The sequence below is a fragment of the Serratia sp. CY81684 genome, assembly GCF_052166595.1.
Lineage (GTDB): Bacteria > Pseudomonadota > Gammaproteobacteria > Enterobacterales > Enterobacteriaceae > Serratia > Serratia nematodiphila.
Genome location: NZ_JBJNOO010000009.1, coordinates 1 through 16,274 on the forward strand (window position 1 = coordinate 1; position 16,274 = coordinate 16,274).

Sequence of the window (16,274 nt, forward strand, 5' to 3'; positions counted from 1 at the left end):
CCGTAGCGCCGATGGTAGTGTGGGGTCTCCCCATGCGAGAGTAGGACACTGCCAGGCATCAAATAAAACAACAAGCCTCATGCGAAAGCATGGGGCTTTTTGTTTTGTCTGTTATCTGGCGTTCTGCTCGAGCATGGGCATGCGAAAGGCCCGTCGGGAACGGGCCTTAACGCCGCGTGCGGCGGCCCCGGAGGGGAGAGTCTCAGGATGAGACGAATTGTGTAGGACACTGCCAGGCATCAAATAAAGCCGAAAGCCCTGAACTGACGTTCAGGGCTTTTTGCTGTGCGTAAAACGTAAAAAAGCGCAGCTACGCTGCGCCTTTCAACCACTCGACAATAAAGTCGGCGATGCTTTCCGGTTGATTGAGATCCAGCTGCTTAGCTGAGATGGATAGTGGTCGGTCGCTGGCTACCGCCATGACAAACTGATCCAACATGTCTTCCAACGGTTTGCCGATCTCGGCCCGATAAAGCAGGATTTTGCTGACCGGCTCATGTTTAAACCCTTCAACAAGAATCAAATCGATCTTATCGGCATCAAAACGCTCTGCCAGGTAGCGTAGATCCAAAGGTTGTTGCTCCGGCGTTTCGGTCATTAATGCCCAGCGGCGATCGCTGGCGACCAGCGTTTGCTCGGCGCCCGCTTTACGCAACTCATAGCTGTCTTTACCCGGCGTATCCACATCCATATCGTGATGCGTATGTTTGATCAGTCCAATCCTTACCTGGCGTTGTTTCAGCAACGGGATCAGCTGTTTGAGCAGGGTGGTTTTTCCCGTACCGCTGTAGGCGCCGATGGCCAGCAAGGGGGGCAATGAACGATTCATTTCTTTAACTCTCGTGTTTGCTGCCAATGTCGGCAGTCTTCCGGCGTATTCAGGTTATGAAATGCCGCTTGTTGTCCGCTGAACACCACGCGTTGTGCGTTAATCTGATGCAAGAACAGCATCAGCTTGCGTTCACCGCGCGCCAGATAGTCAGCCAGCTGCGGCGCTATTTGGGTATGCAGTAACGCCAGCGTAGGGTGATCTCGCTCGCCATCGCTGGCAAAGGCAGCCGGCGCTGCGCCTTTTTGCCGCCAGAGTTGTGCCACTAAGTCAGCGGGAAAGTCGGGGACGTCACAAGGGACGAAGGCCACCCATTCGCTGGAAGATTGCTTGAGTCCGGCCAGCATACCGGCCAACGGCCCGGCGAAATCGGGCGTCAGATCGCCAATCACCGGCAAACCGCTCGCCTGGTAACATGCCTGATTGCGATTGGCGCTGATGACGATGGAAGCCACCTGCGGCCGTAACCGAGCCAATATGTGTTGATAGAGTGCGATACCACCAATCGACACCAGGCCTTTGTCTTCACCGCCCATACGCGTGGCCCGTCCACCGGCCAAAATGACGCCGCTGATTTCTTTATGCATCTCGTTTATCCCGCCTTGTCGATGGGCTGATTGTAGCGCTAAAGCAGGCGTGACATCAGGATTTACCTTTATTGACAAGCCGGTTCTTTCACTGTGTGGGTAAGCCTGTTACTTTGTGAGTTTATTCATGCTATTGGACGATATTGAGATGAAAACGCATCGCGTAAACGAGTTGATCGAGCTGTTGCACCCGGCCTGGCAGGAAGATCCCGATCTCAATTTGATGCAGTTTTTGCAAAAGCTGGCGAAGGAAGCGGGCTTCCAGGGCGAGTTGTCCGAACTGAGCGACGATATTCTCATTTATCACCTGAAAATGCGCGGTAGCGCCGGCACGGATCAGATCCCGGGTCTGAAGAAAGATTACGAAGAAGATTTTAAAACGGCGCTGCTGCGCGCTCGCGGCGTTATCAAGGACTGATCCTCGTGCGGTGCGAGAAAGCATAGCGCGTGAAATGCGCCATTAATGCTACTATTTCTCATTCCCGGCACCGTGCTGTCAGCGATCAAACGAACGTTATGAATAACTCTGCTTTTAATTTCGAAACCCTGTCGCCCGATTTGATTATGGACGCGCTAGAAGGAGTTGGCCTGCGCGTCGATTCCGGCCTGACGGCACTGAACAGCTACGAGAACCGCGTCTATCAGTTTATGGACGAAGATCGCCGGCGCTACGTGGTGAAGTTTTACCGCCCGGAGCGCTGGAGCGCCGCACAGATCGGTGAGGAACATCAGTTCGCTCTGGATCTGGCCGGCGCAGAGATCCCGGCGGTGGCGCCGTTGGCGCTGCAAGGCGCTACGCTGCATACGCACGGCGGCTTTTTCTTTGCCCTGTTCCCCAGCGTGGGGGGCCGGCAATACGAGATAGACAATCTGGATCAGTTGGAATGGGTGGGCCGTTTTCTGGGGCGTATCCACCAGGTCGGCGGTGAGCGTTTGTTCGCTGAGCGGCCAACGATGGGGATTGAAGAGTACCTCACCGTCCCGCGTCAGGTGCTGGCCGATTGCGAGCTGCTACCGGCAACGCAGCGTGACGCGTTCCTGCAGGCGACGGATAATCTGATTGCGGCGATCAAGTCGCACTGGCATCTGAACTGGCAGCCGCGCCGTTTGCACGGTGATTGCCATCCGGGCAATATTCTGTGGCGCGATGGCCCGCTGTTCGTCGATCTTGATGACGCGCGCAACGGCCCGGCAGTGCAGGATCTGTGGATGTTGCTGCACGGCGAACGTCGCGATCAACTGATGCAGCTGGATGTCTTGCTGGAAGCGTATAGCGAATTTGCCGAGTTCGATCAGCGCGAGCTGGCGTTGATTGAACCACTGCGGGCGATGCGCATGGTGTATTACCTGGCCTGGGTCGCTCGCCGCTGGCAGGATCCGGCCTTCCCTAAGAGTTTTCCGTGGATGGCGGAGTCTGATTTCTGGTTGTCTCAGACTGCGGCCTTCACCGAACAGGTTAAGCTGTTGCAGGAGCCCCCTCTGCAGCTGACGCCAATGTATTGAAGCTTTAACACAATGGAGAGTTTAGTCTTATGAAAAAAATATGGTTGGCGCTCGTTGGCATGGTGATGGCATTCAGTGCCTCGGCGGCACAGTTTAGCGATGGCGCTCAGTATGTGACTCTGGACAAACCGGTGACCGGCGAGCCGCAGGTGTTGGAGTTCTTCTCCTTCTACTGCCCGCACTGCTACCAGTTCGAGCAGGTCTATCATGTGTCTGAGAACGTAAAGAAAGCGCTGCCTGCCGGCACCAAAATGACCAAGTACCACGTGGAGTTCCTGGGGCCGTTGGGCAAACAGCTGACTCAGGCGTGGGCGGTGGCGATGGCGCTGGGCGTGGAAGACAAGGTGAGCCCGCTGATGTTTGAAGCGGTGCAGAAAACCCAGACCGTGCAAACGCCGGACGATATCCGCAACGTCTTCGTGAAAGCGGGCGTGACCGCCGCAGATTATGACGCGGCCTGGAACAGCTTCGTGGTGAAATCTCTGGTGGTTCAACAGGAGAAAGCCGCAGAAGATCTGCAGCTGCGCGGCGTGCCGGCGGTATTCGTCAACGGCAAATACATGGTTAAAAACGATGGCCTGGACACCAGCTCGATGGACGCTTACGTGAAGCAGTTCGCCGATGTGGTTAAATTCCTCAGCCAGCAGAAATAAGCCTGATTCAACATGAAAAACGCCGGCATCGCCGGCGTTTTTTTATCCGTATTGCCGCTTCAATTTATCCAGCAACCGGTCTTTTTCCTGCCACAGCGTATTCAGCCACAGCTGGAAGCGCCGCTTGAACTGTTTGTCGTTGAAGTAGTCGCCGTGCAGGGTTTCATCGATCGGCAGCGTCTCTATTCTCACCACGATACGCGTCAGCCGCCCACACAGCATATCCATAAAAGGCCGCTGGTTATTTTCCGGATAGAGCAGAGTAACGTTCAACACTTTGTCGAACTGATTACCCAGCGCGCTGAGCGTAAACGCGATGCCGGCGGCTTTGGGCGCCAGCAAATTGCGATACGGCGAATTGCTTTTAATTTTCTTGGCTTCAGTGAAGCGCGAACCCTCGACGAAATTGACGATGGTGGTTGGACGCTGGCGGAATTTTTCGCAGGAACGGCGCGTCGTTTCGATATCCTTGCCGCGTTTTTCCGGGTGCTTGAGCAAATAGGCGCGGGAATAACGCTTCATGAATGGCATATCCAGCGCCCAGCAGGCCAGGCCGACAAAAGGCACCCAGGCGAGCTGTTGCTTGAGGAAATACTTATTCATTGGAATATGATTTCTGAACAGCACGCATAACACGACAATGTCCGACCAGCTTTCGTGGTTGCTGATCAGCAGATACCAGTTTTTGCGATCCAACCCTTCCAGCCCTTCAATATCCCAACGCAATTGCCCGTTAATGCGCAATAACAGCGCCAGCCCTTGGCACCAACACCACATCATGAAATCGGCGAAAGCCGAGATATATCGCCAGACGGCGGGAATGGGCACCAGGAGTTTCACGATGCCGGCCAGCGTGATGGGGATGGAGCACAACACCGTCACCAGAATGGTAAGTATGACGGAAATGATAAAGATAACAGGCGTTAACAATCTTGGCATGATTATGGGCTGACGGTTGTTGGGAACATCGTTGCATGCCAAAGCGCATGAACAAAAACGCATTTTAACAGAAATCGCCGGGGTAAAGCGCCGCTAAAAATCACTGTTTTTCGTCTCGATGGATAACCATTTGCTGAGTTTTCGTGCAACTTGTCCAGCTTGTGCTATGGTAATTGAGGCGCCGAATTTGATTAATAGTGCGATTAAAATCCGGCGAAAGTTATATCCACAAATTCAATAAATGCCAGTAATAAAGCGTCGCCGGAATTCGTTCTTTTAACGCGGTGATTTAAATAGGAATTTTATTCGCCGTTATAACGATAATCGCAGCGTTATAATTCGGTCTCTTTTCTATGCACAAAGTTATCCACAGGTAAGATCTTGCGGATCCTCGCACACAATCACATCATTTTCGTCCGCAATGCACGCTAAGGTTCGTCTCCGGCGGCCAGCTATGGCATGCTTACCTCTATGTCCGATCACGATAAAGAAACGCTATGGCCCAGATTGCAGAAAACCCACTAATCCTGGTTGACGGTTCCTCCTACCTCTACCGCGCTTATCACGCCTTCCCGCCGCTGACCAACTCGGCGGGCGAGCCGACCGGCGCGATGTACGGCGTGCTGAATATGCTGCGCAGCCTGCTGCTGCAGTATCAACCGAGCCACGTTGCCGTGGTGTTTGATGCCAAAGGGAAAACCTTCCGCGATGATCTCTTCGCTGAATACAAATCACACCGGCCGCCGATGCCGGACGATCTGCGCGCGCAGATCGAGCCGCTGCACAGCATGGTCAAAGCGATGGGCCTGCCGCTGCTGGTGACACCCGGCGTTGAGGCGGACGACGTTATCGGTACGCTGGCGCTGGAGGCCGAAAAGGCCGGCCATGCGGTGCTGATCAGCACCGGCGACAAAGACATGGCGCAGCTGGTGACGCCGAACGTCACCCTGATCAACACCATGAACAACACGATCCTCGGCCCGCAGGAAGTGTGCGACAAGTACGGCATTCCGCCGGAGTTGATCATCGACTTCCTGGCGCTGATGGGCGATTCATCGGACAACATTCCCGGCGTGCCGGGCGTGGGCGAGAAAACCGCCCAGGCGTTGCTGCAGGGGATCGGCGGGCTGGATGCGCTGTACGGCAATCTGGAGAACATCGCCACGCTGAGCTTCCGCGGCGCCAAAACCATGGCGGCCAAGCTGGAGCAGAACAAAGAGGTCGCGTACCTCTCCTATAAGCTGGCGACGATCAAAACCGACGTCGAACTGGATCTGACCTGCGCGGACCTGACGGTCTCCGAGCCGGATGTCGATACGCTGCAACAGCTGTTCAAACAGTACGAGTTCAAACGCTGGCTGGCGGACGTGGAAGCCGGCGTCTGGCTGGAAAACAAGAAAGGCGCGGGCGCGAAAGCTGCCGGTGTCGCCAAACCGGCAGCCGCCGTGGAAGCGCCGAAAGCCTTGGCGGAAGGCAAGCTGTCCCAGGACGGGTATGTCACTATCCTGGATGAAGCGACCTTTACCGACTGGCTGGCGCGGCTGAAAAAGGCCGACGTGTTTGCCTTCGATACCGAAACCGACGGTCTGGATACCCTGACCGCCAACCTGATCGGCCTGTCCTTCGCGATCGCGCCGGGCGAAGCGGCCTATTTGCCGGTGGCGCACGATTATCTGGATGCGCCGGCGCAGCTGGATCGCGCTTATGTGCTGGAGGCGCTCAAGCCGCTGCTGGAAGACGAGAAGGCGCTCAAGGTCGGGCAAAACCTGAAGTTCGACATGAGCCTGCTGGCGCGCTACGGCATCGAGATGCGCGGCATCGCCTACGACACCATGTTGGAGTCCTATGTGCTGGACAGCGTCGGCGGCCGTCACGATATGGACAGCCTGGCCGATCGTTATCTTGGCCACAAAACCATCACCTTCGAAGAGATCGCCGGCAAGGGCAAAAACCAGCTGACGTTCAATCAGATCGCGCTGGAGCAGGCGGCGCCTTACGCCGCCGAAGACGCCGATGTCACGCTGCAGCTGCACCTGGCGATGTGGCCGCAGCTGAAACAGAGCGCGGAACTGCTGACGGTATTCAATGAGATTGAAATGCCGCTGCTGCCGGTGCTGTCGCATATCGAACGCACCGGGGTGCTGATCGATCCGGCCATTTTGTCGGCCCACTCCCAGGAGTTGGCCAAGCGTCTGGCAGAGTTGGAGGCGCAGGCCCACGAGCTGGCGGAAGAGCCGTTCAACCTGGCGTCGACCAAGCAGCTGCAGGCGATCCTATACGAAAAACAAAAGCTGCCGGTGCTGAAGAAAACCCCGGGCGGGGCGCCGTCCACCAACGAAGAGGTGCTGGCCGAGCTGGCGCTGGACTACCCGCTGCCGAAGGTGATCCTGGAATACCGCGGCCTGGCGAAACTGAAGACCACCTATACCGACAAGCTGCCGTTGATGATCAATCCGGTCAGCGGCCGGGTGCATACCTCGTACCATCAGGCGGTGACTGCCACCGGCCGCCTCTCCTCGAGCGATCCGAACCTGCAGAATATCCCGGTGCGCAACGAAGAAGGGCGGCGCATTCGCCAGGCCTTTATTGCGCCGGAAGGCTACCGCATCGTCGCGGCCGACTACTCGCAGATCGAGCTGCGCATCATGGCGCATCTGTCACAGGATGAGGGGCTGCTGAAGGCCTTCGCCGAAGGGAAAGACATTCACCGCGCCACGGCGTCGGAAGTTTTCGGTGTGCCGTTGGATAAAGTGACCGGCGAGCAGCGCCGCAGCGCCAAGGCGATTAACTTCGGTTTGATTTACGGCATGAGCGCCTTCGGCCTGGCGCGTCAGTTGGGGATCCCGCGTGGGGAAGCCCAGCGCTATATGGATCTCTACTTCGAGCGTTACCCGGGCGTGCTGGATTACATGGAGCGCACCCGTCAGCAGGCTTCCGAGCAGGGCTATGTCAGCACGCTGGACGGCCGCCGTCTGTATCTGCCGGACGTCCGCTCCAGCAACGCCATGCGCCGCAAGGCGGCCGAGCGCGCCGCCATCAACGCCCCGATGCAGGGCACGGCAGCCGATATCATCAAGCGTGCGATGATCGAGGTCGACGCCTGGCTGCAAGGGCAGGAGAAGCCGTTGGTGCGCGCGATCATGCAGGTACACGATGAATTGGTGTTCGAGGTGCATGAATCGGTGATCGAAGAAGCCAGCCAGCGCATCCGCCAACTGATGGAAGGCAGCATGGCCCTGGCGGTGCCGCTGAAGGTCGATGTGGGCGTCGGCATGAACTGGGATGAAGCGCACTGATCGCCGGGTTATCGCCGTATGCGCTAACTGGCGAGAAGCTAAGCACTTTTCGTAATTAAGCTACAAGATGCGGCGATAGTTTCCCCAACTTCGCCGTTCTTGCGCCGCAAATTGTGTAAGTAAACTACAAAAAATTCTTTTTCCCTGCGAAAAAATGATGTAGAGTTACAGGCGTAGGGTACAGAGGTAAGATGTTCTATCTTTCAGACCTTTTACTTCACGTAATCGGATTTGGCTGAATATTTAGCCGCCCCAGTCAGTATTGACTGGGGCGTTTTTTATTGTAAAAACAGCAGAAAGCCATACGTTTTTCCTATCGCTCGGCCCCGCTTTTCATTTCAGCTTCCGCTCCCTCAATCCGCGTAATTCGGCGAAACAAGCCCGTTTTGGCGATAAGTCTTTATGATGGCTTTATTTCAAAAGTGTAATTAGATAACAAAAAATCCCGCCTGCGGCCGATCTGCGGGCATAAAAAAGCCGATGCGGTAAGGCATCGGCTCAAGCGTGCGATCGGGGCTTATTCGCCGATGTCCTCTTCCGGCAGCACTTCCGGCGGGATCTCGTTAAACCAGGTGTCCAGCTTTTGGCGCAGCTTGTCGACGCCGATCTTTTTCAGCGATGAGAAGGCTTCGACCTGGATATCCCCCATAAACGGCAGCACCGCTTCACGCACCATGTTGAGCTGCGCCTTGCGTGCGCCGGAGGCCAGCTTGTCGGCCTTGGTCAGCAACACCAGCACCGGCGTGCCGACGTCGACCGCCCACTGGATCATCTGCTGGTCGAGATCTTTCAGCGGATGGCGGATATCCATCAGCACCACCAGTCCTTTCAGGCTGTTACGCATCTGCAGATATTCGCCCAGCGCGCGTTGCCATTTGCGCTTCATTTCTTCCGGCACTTCGGCGTAGCCATAACCTGGCAGGTCGACCAGACGAATGCCGTCTTCCACTTCGAACAGGTTGATCAGCTGGGTGCGCCCCGGCGTCTTACTGGTGCGCGCCAGGCTTTTTTGGTTGGTCAGCGTATTCAGCGCGCTGGATTTACCGGCGTTGGAACGGCCGGCAAAGGCGACTTCAATTCCTGCATCCCCCGGCAGATGGCGAATATCGGGTGCGCTGGTGACGAAATGGGTCACATGATAGTTGTAGTTCTTGCTGGTCAAAATTTTTCGTCTCCGTGAGGATGGCTAACTGGTTGGCGATTATAACTGCATCAGCGGTAAAAATGGCGTGTTTCTCCGTTTTTAAGCGGCGGGGCGCGATAAAACGACAGTTAAGCCGACCATACGTTGTGAGACATTTGCCATTCGAATCGCGGGTAATGTCGCTTTATTCGAAAGTAATATTTCTGTTTTTATTTTAAAAACAACATGTTGTTTTTTCGTTGTGTGGAAATGTCAGTCAAATCGGCGTCAGGTGCCTTGAGCCTTCGCAACAATAACGTAAAGTACTCGTTAACGCAGGGTTGCGCAGGATTAGGGAACATCCGGGAAGGATGACAAATCTCAGGGAATGCACAGGGTGTGCAATGAGTGCCAGGATGAACGCAAAAGGAAGTGACCCTTTCGCACCGGAATAGGCGGCAGGCACATCGGATGGTGAAGTATCGGCAGTTTGGATGCCCGCAGGAAGCGCGCTTGGGAAGAGCGGATGCGAATGGATTGCGCCATGGACGATTTTCCTTTCAGGATGAAGGACGTAGTGGCAGGGAATGCGGTTATAGCAGAAGGAAAAACCGGGATGTTGCATGTACGCAAGGAGCGCGTAACAGGAATACCCTTCGCAAGAAGGTGCGAAATAGGCGGCAGGTTTAACCTGCCGCCTTTTTTCTTTGTCCGCTTTCTGCTAGATTCCGCCGCAATTCTATACTGAATCTACATACCTAAGAGCACACGCTATGAACCAGCCATCAAAAGCACCTCGCGGCAGCGCGGCGAAGTCAAAAACGAAAAAGAAAAGCCGTATGGAGCTCGATCAGGAAGCGCGCGAGCGCAAACGCCTGAAAAAACGCCGCGGCCACGCTTCCGGTTCACGCACTCAGGTCGAGTCCGGCAGCCAGAAAAACAAATCGGCGGCGGAAGCCAAAGATCCGCGTATCGGTAGTAAAGTGCCGGTTGCGCTGGTGGTCGATGAAACCAAAGTGAAGGCTAAACCGCAACCGAAGCCAAAGGCCGAAGCGAAACCGCGCCTGTCGCCGGAAGAAGAGCTGGCGAAGCTGGAAAATGACGAACGCCTGAACGCGCTGCTGGATCGCATCGACGATGGCGAAACGCTGAACGCGCAAGAGCAGGCGTATGTCGACAAGACGTTGGATCGCATCGATGTGCTGATGGACGTGCTGGGCATCGAGCTGGGCGATGAAGACGATGAGGAAGAAGAAGAGAAGCAGGAAGATATTCTGAAGCTGCTGAAAGGCGGCAACCCGAAGGACGCTTTTTAACGCGCCATGTGGCTGATCCCGACAATAGCCCTACTCTTGATGTGTTATCTGCTGTGGTTATTCGGTAAACTATGGGGGCTGTCTAAGCGCAAAGCGCGTTTTCGCAGCGCTTCCGTGGCCAGACAGCGCAGACAACCGCCCCTCTCCCGGCCCGGTAGAAAAAGATATCGGAAGGAGTGAGCATGTCAGAGCAGACGATTGTCTGGGATTTGGCCCTGATCCAAAAATATAACTACTCAGGGCCGCGTTATACCTCATACCCCACGGCGCTGGAATTTAACCAGCGCTACGACGAAGCGGCGTTTCAACGCGCCGCGGCGCGCTACCCTGAGCGCCCGCTGTCGCTGTATGTGCATATCCCTTTCTGCCATAAGCTGTGCTATTTCTGCGGCTGCAACAAACTGGTGACGCGTCAGACGCACAAGGCCGACGAATACCTGAATGTCTTGGCGCAAGAGATCGCCAGCCGTGCGCCGCTGTTCGCCGGCCGCAAGGTCGGTCAGATGCACTGGGGCGGCGGTACGCCAACCTATCTGGATAAAGCGCAAATCAGCCGGCTGGTGGCGCTGCTGCGCGAACATTTTGATTTTCTGCCCGATGCGGAGATGTCGATCGAAGTCGATCCGCGCGAGATAGCGCTGGATGTGCTCGATCATTTACGCGCCGAAGGCTTTAACCGTTTGAGCATGGGGGTGCAGGATTTCAACAAGCAGGTGCAGCAGTTGGTCAACCGCGAGCAGGATGAAGCCTTCATTTTCGCCCTGATCGAGCGGGCCAAAGCGCTGGGCTTCCGCTCGACCAATATCGATCTGATCTACGGCCTGCCGAAACAGACGCCGGAAAGTTTCGCCTTCACCCTGCAGCGGGTGGCTGAACTGAATCCCGATCGCCTCAGCGTGTTCAACTACGCGCATATGCCGAATTTATTCGCCGCCCAGCGCAAAATCAAAGACGCCGATCTGCCCAGCGCGCAGCAGAAGCTGGATATCCTGCAGCAGAGCATCGCGTTCCTGACTGACGCCGGCTATCAGTTCATCGGTATGGATCACTTTGCACGCCCGGACGATGAGCTGGCGATTGCGCAACGCGAAGGCAAGCTGCACCGCAATTTCCAGGGCTACACCACCCAGGGCGACAGCGATCTGCTGGGGTTGGGCGTGTCGGCCATCAGCATGCTCGGCGACAGCTATGCGCAGAATCAGAAAGAGCTGAAGCATTACTATGAGAGCGTACCGGCGCAGGGCAACGCCCTGTGGCGCGGGCTGGCGCTGACGGACGACGATTGTCTGCGGCGCGATCTGATCAAAACCCTGATCTGCAACTTCCGGTTGGCGTATCAGCCGCTCGAACGGCAATACGGCATCGATTTCACCGCTTACTTCGCCGAAGACCTGCAACTGCTGGCGCCGTTTGAACGCGATGGGCTGGTGGAGCGCGACGAGCAGGGCATTCGCGTCACGCCGCGCGGGCGCTTGCTGATCCGCAATATTTGCATGTGCTTCGACCGCTATCTGCGGCAACAGGCGCGCAGCCAGCAGTTCTCTCGGGTGATCTGAGGATGAAAAAACAGCCGCTGATGCGGCTGTTTTTTTAACTGAAGAAGTTAATCAGCGCGGCGCACAACACCGCGGCGACCGCCGCCTGCGGGGTGTGGCTGGCGGCGGAGCCCAGCTCCGCGCCCTGAGAAATGAATACGATGAATGAGTCCAGCATCGTCAACCTCCAGAGTGTGCGACACGATCATACTGCGCCCGCGCCGGCTGTAAAGTCTGTGGTTGGCGTTTTTTTGTGCGCCGGACTGCGTTTTTCATCATCCACCCCGTTCCTATTCCATGCCCAGCTCTTTAAGCTTGCGGGTGAGGGTATTGCGCCCCCAGCCCAGCAGGCGCGCGGCTTCCTGTTTGTGCCCTTGGGTGTGGCGCAGGGCGGTGGTGAGCAGCGTGCGCTCCATTTCCGGCTGCGCTTCCGACAGCAGATTTTGATGACCGGAACGCAGCGCGCGATCGGCCCACTGCGCCAGCAGCGTGGCCCAGCTGTCCGGCAGACTGTGGCTGGGGCTTTCCGGCGCGGCGGTTTCGAACAGTTCGCCCGGCAGATCCTGAATCAGCACCTCTTGCCCGGCGGCCATCACCGTCAGCCAGCGGCAGGTGTTCTCCAGCTGGCGCACGTTGCCCGGCCAGGGCAGGCGGGTCAGCGCGGTTTCGGTTTCCGGATGCAGGTTCTTGGCCTCGACGCCCAGCTCCTTGGCGGCGATCTGCAGGAAGTGGCGCGCCAGCCGCGGGATGTCTTCACGACGTTCGCGCAGCGGCGGCAGGTGTACGCGGATCACGTTCAGGCGGTGGAACAGATCCTCGCGGAACTTGCCTTCTTGTACCCGCAGCTCCAGGTTCTGGTGCGTGGCGGCGATGATGCGTACGTCGACCTTCACCGGCGCATAGCCGCCGACCCGGTAGAACTGGCCGTCCGCCAGCACCCGCAGCAGGCGCGTTTGCACGTCGAGCGGCATATCGCCGATCTCGTCGAGGAACAGCGTGCCGCCGTCGGCCTGTTCAAAGCGCCCCTGACGGATTTGGTTAGCGCCGGTGAAGGCGCCTTTCTCGTGGCCGAACAGCTCGGACTCGATCAGATCCTTGGGAATAGCGGCCATATTCAGGGCGATGAACGGTGATTTGGCGCGCGGGCTGTGGCGGTGCAGCGCATGTGCCACCAGCTCTTTACCGGTGCCGGATTCGCCGTTGATCAGCACGCTGATCGACGAACGCGAGAGCCGGCCGATGATGCGAAACACGTCCTGCATCGCCGGCGCTTCGCCGATGATGTCCGCCGCCGGATCGCTGGCCGGCTGGCTGCGCACCGGCTGCTGCTGTTCCTGATAATGGCTGATGGCGCGCTCGACCAGCGCCACCGCTTCGTCGATGTCGAACGGCTTCGGCAGGTAGTCGAAGGCCCCTTGTTGATAGGCGCTGACGGCGGCGTCCAAATCCGAATGCGCGGTCATGATGATCACCGGCAGCATCGGGTGGCGCTGTTTGATCTGCTTGAGCAGCGCCAGACCATCAATGCCCGGCATGCGGATATCGGACAGCAGCACGTCGGGGGTTTGCGTGGCCAAGGCTTCCAGCACGTCATTGCCGCCTTCGAAGGTGGCGCAGCTCAGGCCCGCGCCGGTGAGCGCGCGCTCAAGCACCCAGCGGATGGAGCTATCGTCATCGACGATCCAGACTATCCCTCGTTGCATTGCAAACCTCACTGACGAATGGGCAGGTAGACCGAGAATTCGGTATGACCTGGCCAACTGTTGAACTCAATTTTTCCGCAATGCTGATCGATCAGATTGCGGGCGATGGATAATCCCAGGCCGGTACCGCCTTCACGGCCGCTGACCATCGGGTAAAACAGCGTGTCCTGCAGCTGCGCCGGCACGCCGGGGCCGTCGTCTTCGACATCGATGCGCGCCGCCAGGCGGTAGCGGGTGCCGTGCAACGTAATCTGAAACGCGGTGCGGGTGCGCAGCGTGATGGTGCCGCCCGCCTCACCCAGCGCCTGCAGCGCATTGCGGGTGATGTTCAGCAGCACCTGTTCTATCTGATCCGGGTCGTGGGCCATTTCCGGCAGGCTCGGATCGTAGTCGCGCACCAGCGTGACGTTATCCGGCATTTCCAGCGACACCAGCTGGCAGACGCGCTCCGCGACCTGATGGATGCTCTGGGTGATGTGCTGGCCGGGCCGCTGCGGTCCGAGCAGGCGATCCACCAGATTGCGCAGCCGATCGGCCTGCTCAATGATCACCTTGGTGTATTCGGTCAGCGCCGGATCGGGCAGCGCCTTGGCCAGCAGCTGCGCCGCGCCGCGCAGGCCGCCCAGCGGGTTTTTAATCTCGTGCGCCAAACCGCGCACCAGATCGCGGGCCGCCACCTGTTGGGCATGCTGCAGCTGTTCCTGGCTCAGGCGGCGCTGATTGTCCATCGGCGCCAGTTCGACCAGGATATAGCCTTCCGGCAGCGCCTGAGCGGTCAGGGAAAGGATATGCGCGCGGCCGTCGACCACCAGAGTCACTTCGTTGTCGGTGAAGCCCTGCCCGGCGCGCAGGCTTTCGCGCATCAAAGAGACGTTCAGCGAAAAATAACCGAGCAAATCGGGCAGCGGCGTGCCGAACAGCTTGCGGGAGCTTTGCGCCAGCAGCTGCTGTGCCGCCGGGTTGGCGTAGTGAACCGCCAGTGAGTCATCCAACAGCAGGATGCTGTTGATGAGTGAATTGAGGATCTGCCCAGCATCGGGCAGCTTGCCAGTTGCCATACAGCAGACTCCTGCACCTTTTTAGTGCATCTATCCTACTCCATCCGGGATCGACGCGGTATGGAATAGTTTTGCAGAAAATACGGTGGAGAAAAAAACCCATCCGAAGATGGGCTGAAAGTTTCCACGGCAACAAAAAAGCGATAACAAAAATTGTGGGCACCGTCCGCCTTTGCAGACGGCGCGGGTAGGGCTTAGACGCTGTAGTACAGTTCGAACTCGACCGGGTGTGGCGTCATGCGAACGCGGTCCATCTCTTCTTTGCGCAGTTCGATGTAGGCATCGATCGCATCGTCGGTGAACACGCCGCCGCGGGTCAGGAACTCGCGGTCTTCGTTCAGTGCGGCCATCGCCTCGTCCAGCGAGCCGGCCACTTTTGGGATCTCGGCTTCTTCTTCCGGCGGCAGGTCGTACAGGTTCTTGTCCATGGCATCGCCAGGGTGGATCTTGTTGATGATGCCGTCCAGGCCGGCCATCAGCAGCGCGGCGAAGCACAGGTATGGGTTAGCCGCCGGATCCGGGAAGCGGGCTTCGATGCGGCGCGCTTTCGGGCTGGCGACCACCGGGATACGGATGGACGCGGAGCGGTTACGGGCGGAGTAAGCCAGCATCACCGGCGCTTCGTAGCCTGGCACCAGACGTTTGTACGAGTTGGTGGTCGGGTTGGCCAGCGCGTTGATCGCCTTGGCGTGCTTGATGATGCCGCCGATGTAGAACAGTGCGGTTTCAGACAGGCCGCCGTATTTGTCGCCGGCGAACAGGTTGGTGCCGTTCTTGGACAGCGACATGTGGCAGTGCATGCCGGAACCGTTGTCGCCGAACATGGGCTTCGGCATGAAGGTCGCGGTTTTACCGAAGGCGTGCGCCACGTTGTGCACCACGTATTTGTAGATCTGAATTTCGTCGGCTTTCTTGGTCATGGTGTTGAAGCGGGTTGCCACTTCGTTCTGACCGGCGGTCGCCACTTCGTGGTGGTGCGCTTCAACCACCAGGCCCATCTCTTCCATGGTCAGACACATGGTGGAACGCAGATCCTGCGAAGAGTCGACCGGTGGAACCGGGAAGTAACCGCCTTTCACCGCCGGACGGTGGCCTTTGTTGCCGCCGTCGTATTTTGTGCCGGAGTTCCAGGCGCCTTCGATGTCGTCGATGGCCACGTGGGAACCGCGGATGCTGCTGCCGAAGCGGATGTCGTCGAACAGGAAGAACTCAGGCTCTGGCCCGAACAGCACGGTGTCCGCGATGCCGGAGGAGCGCAGGAAGTCTTCGGCGCGTTTGGAGATGGAGCGCGGGTCGCGATCGTAGCCTTGCATGGTGCCCGGCTCGAGAATGTCACAGCGAATGATCAGCGTAGGTTCTTCGAAGAACGGATCCAGAACCGCCGTGCTGGCGTCCGGCATCAGCACCATGTCAGATTCGTTGATGCCCTTCCAACCACCGATAGAGGAGCCGTCAAACATTTTACCTTCTTCGAAGAAGTCGGCGTTTACCTGGTGAGCCGGGATAGTCACGTGCTGTTCCTTACCCTTGGTGTCAGTGAAACGCAGGTCTACGAATTTCACTTCATGCTCATTCAGCATCGTCAAAACGTGTTCAGCGGACATACTTAACTCTCCCGGTTTATCATTGTCGTCGTCGTGGAACGAATCTGTGGAACTGGCTTTTTTTCGCCTTGAAAAGACTAAAGCGAAAAGCGTGCCAACTTTTAAAAAAGGCTTTCATCGCCTTTCTG

Annotated in this window: 15 protein-coding genes; 7 read left to right on the top strand and 8 right to left on the bottom strand. The window is 57.5% G+C overall.

Going from position 1 to position 16,274, the window contains the following annotated elements; translation table 11 throughout:
• Positions 1–310 precede the first annotated feature (310 nt).
• Entirely contained in the window at positions 311–829 is a 519-nt protein-coding gene (mobB, locus tag ACJ8QF_RS23130; protein WP_033645632.1) for a molybdopterin-guanine dinucleotide biosynthesis protein MobB, read from the bottom strand.
• Positions 826–1,416: a molybdenum cofactor guanylyltransferase MobA gene (gene mobA / locus ACJ8QF_RS23135; RefSeq protein ID WP_004931270.1), complete on the bottom strand. Its 591-nt coding sequence runs from the start codon at positions 1,414–1,416 to the stop codon at positions 826–828. Before mobA ends, mobB begins: the two co-directional genes overlap by 4 nt.
• Positions 1,417–1,564: 148 nt before the next feature.
• Between mobA and ACJ8QF_RS23140 the strand changes: the two genes are divergently transcribed.
• The 3 genes from ACJ8QF_RS23140 (at position 1,565) to dsbA (ending at position 3,572) form a co-directional block, all read left to right on the top strand.
• The gene (locus ACJ8QF_RS23140; protein ID WP_004931268.1) at positions 1,565–1,834 is read left to right on the top strand and encodes a YihD family protein; all 270 of its coding nucleotides are present in this window, start codon (positions 1,565–1,567) and stop codon (positions 1,832–1,834) included.
• 98 nt (positions 1,835–1,932) lie between these two features.
• Positions 1,933–2,919, top strand: coding sequence for a serine/threonine protein kinase (locus ACJ8QF_RS23145; protein WP_265261681.1), 987 nt, complete (start codon positions 1,933–1,935; stop codon positions 2,917–2,919).
• 29 nt (positions 2,920–2,948) lie between these two features.
• The gene (gene dsbA / locus ACJ8QF_RS23150; protein WP_004931264.1) at positions 2,949–3,572 is read left to right on the top strand and encodes a thiol:disulfide interchange protein DsbA; all 624 of its coding nucleotides are present in this window, start codon (positions 2,949–2,951) and stop codon (positions 3,570–3,572) included.
• Positions 3,573–3,614: 42 nt separating this feature from the next.
• Here dsbA and ACJ8QF_RS23155 read toward each other — a convergent pair whose 3' ends face one another.
• Positions 3,615–4,511 (bottom strand): acyltransferase, encoded by an 897-nt coding sequence (locus tag ACJ8QF_RS23155; protein WP_015379457.1) that lies wholly within the window; start codon positions 4,509–4,511, stop codon positions 3,615–3,617.
• A gap of 497 nt (positions 4,512–5,008) precedes the next feature.
• Here ACJ8QF_RS23155 and polA point away from each other — a divergent pair, with 497 nt between their 5' ends.
• Positions 5,009–7,807, top strand: a complete 2,799-nt coding sequence (gene polA / locus ACJ8QF_RS23160; protein ID WP_442537889.1) for a DNA polymerase I — start codon at positions 5,009–5,011, stop codon at positions 7,805–7,807.
• A gap of 191 nt (positions 7,808–7,998) precedes the next feature.
• Entirely contained in the window at positions 7,999–8,046 is a 48-nt protein-coding gene (locus ACJ8QF_RS23165; RefSeq protein ID WP_071892919.1) for a spot 42 RNA, inhibition of DNA synthesis, read from the top strand.
• A gap of 278 nt (positions 8,047–8,324) precedes the next feature.
• Here ACJ8QF_RS23165 and yihA read toward each other — a convergent pair whose 3' ends face one another.
• Positions 8,325–8,969, bottom strand: a complete 645-nt coding sequence (gene yihA, locus ACJ8QF_RS23170) for a ribosome biogenesis GTP-binding protein YihA/YsxC (protein WP_004931258.1) — start codon at positions 8,967–8,969, stop codon at positions 8,325–8,327.
• 734 nt (positions 8,970–9,703) lie between these two features.
• On the opposite strand from yihA, the gene yihI reads away from it, so the two are divergent.
• Together yihI and hemN are read left to right on the top strand one after the other, a co-directional pair.
• Positions 9,704–10,246: a Der GTPase-activating protein YihI gene (yihI, locus tag ACJ8QF_RS23175; RefSeq protein WP_015379455.1), complete on the top strand. Its 543-nt coding sequence runs from the start codon at positions 9,704–9,706 to the stop codon at positions 10,244–10,246.
• 182 nt (positions 10,247–10,428) lie between these two features.
• Complete coding sequence (hemN, locus tag ACJ8QF_RS23180) at positions 10,429–11,802, top strand: oxygen-independent coproporphyrinogen III oxidase (RefSeq protein WP_280631092.1); 1,374 nt, start codon at positions 10,429–10,431, stop codon at positions 11,800–11,802.
• A gap of 34 nt (positions 11,803–11,836) precedes the next feature.
• Here the strand turns inward: hemN and ACJ8QF_RS23185 are convergent, their stop codons facing one another.
• From ACJ8QF_RS23185 to glnA, 4 genes are all read right to left on the bottom strand, one after another.
• Positions 11,837–11,959, bottom strand: a complete 123-nt coding sequence (locus ACJ8QF_RS23185) for a YshB family small membrane protein (protein WP_015379453.1) — start codon at positions 11,957–11,959, stop codon at positions 11,837–11,839.
• A gap of 112 nt (positions 11,960–12,071) precedes the next feature.
• Complete coding sequence (gene glnG / locus ACJ8QF_RS23190; RefSeq protein WP_015379452.1) at positions 12,072–13,484, bottom strand: nitrogen regulation protein NR(I); 1,413 nt, start codon at positions 13,482–13,484, stop codon at positions 12,072–12,074.
• Between the two features lie 8 nt (positions 13,485–13,492).
• A complete protein-coding gene (gene glnL / locus ACJ8QF_RS23195; protein WP_004931246.1) occupies positions 13,493–14,542 on the bottom strand; it encodes a nitrogen regulation protein NR(II) in 1,050 nt (349 codons plus the stop codon).
• 194 nt (positions 14,543–14,736) lie between these two features.
• A complete protein-coding gene (glnA, locus tag ACJ8QF_RS23200; RefSeq protein WP_025304715.1) occupies positions 14,737–16,146 on the bottom strand; it encodes a glutamate--ammonia ligase in 1,410 nt (469 codons plus the stop codon).
• Positions 16,147–16,274: the final 128 nt, after the last annotated feature.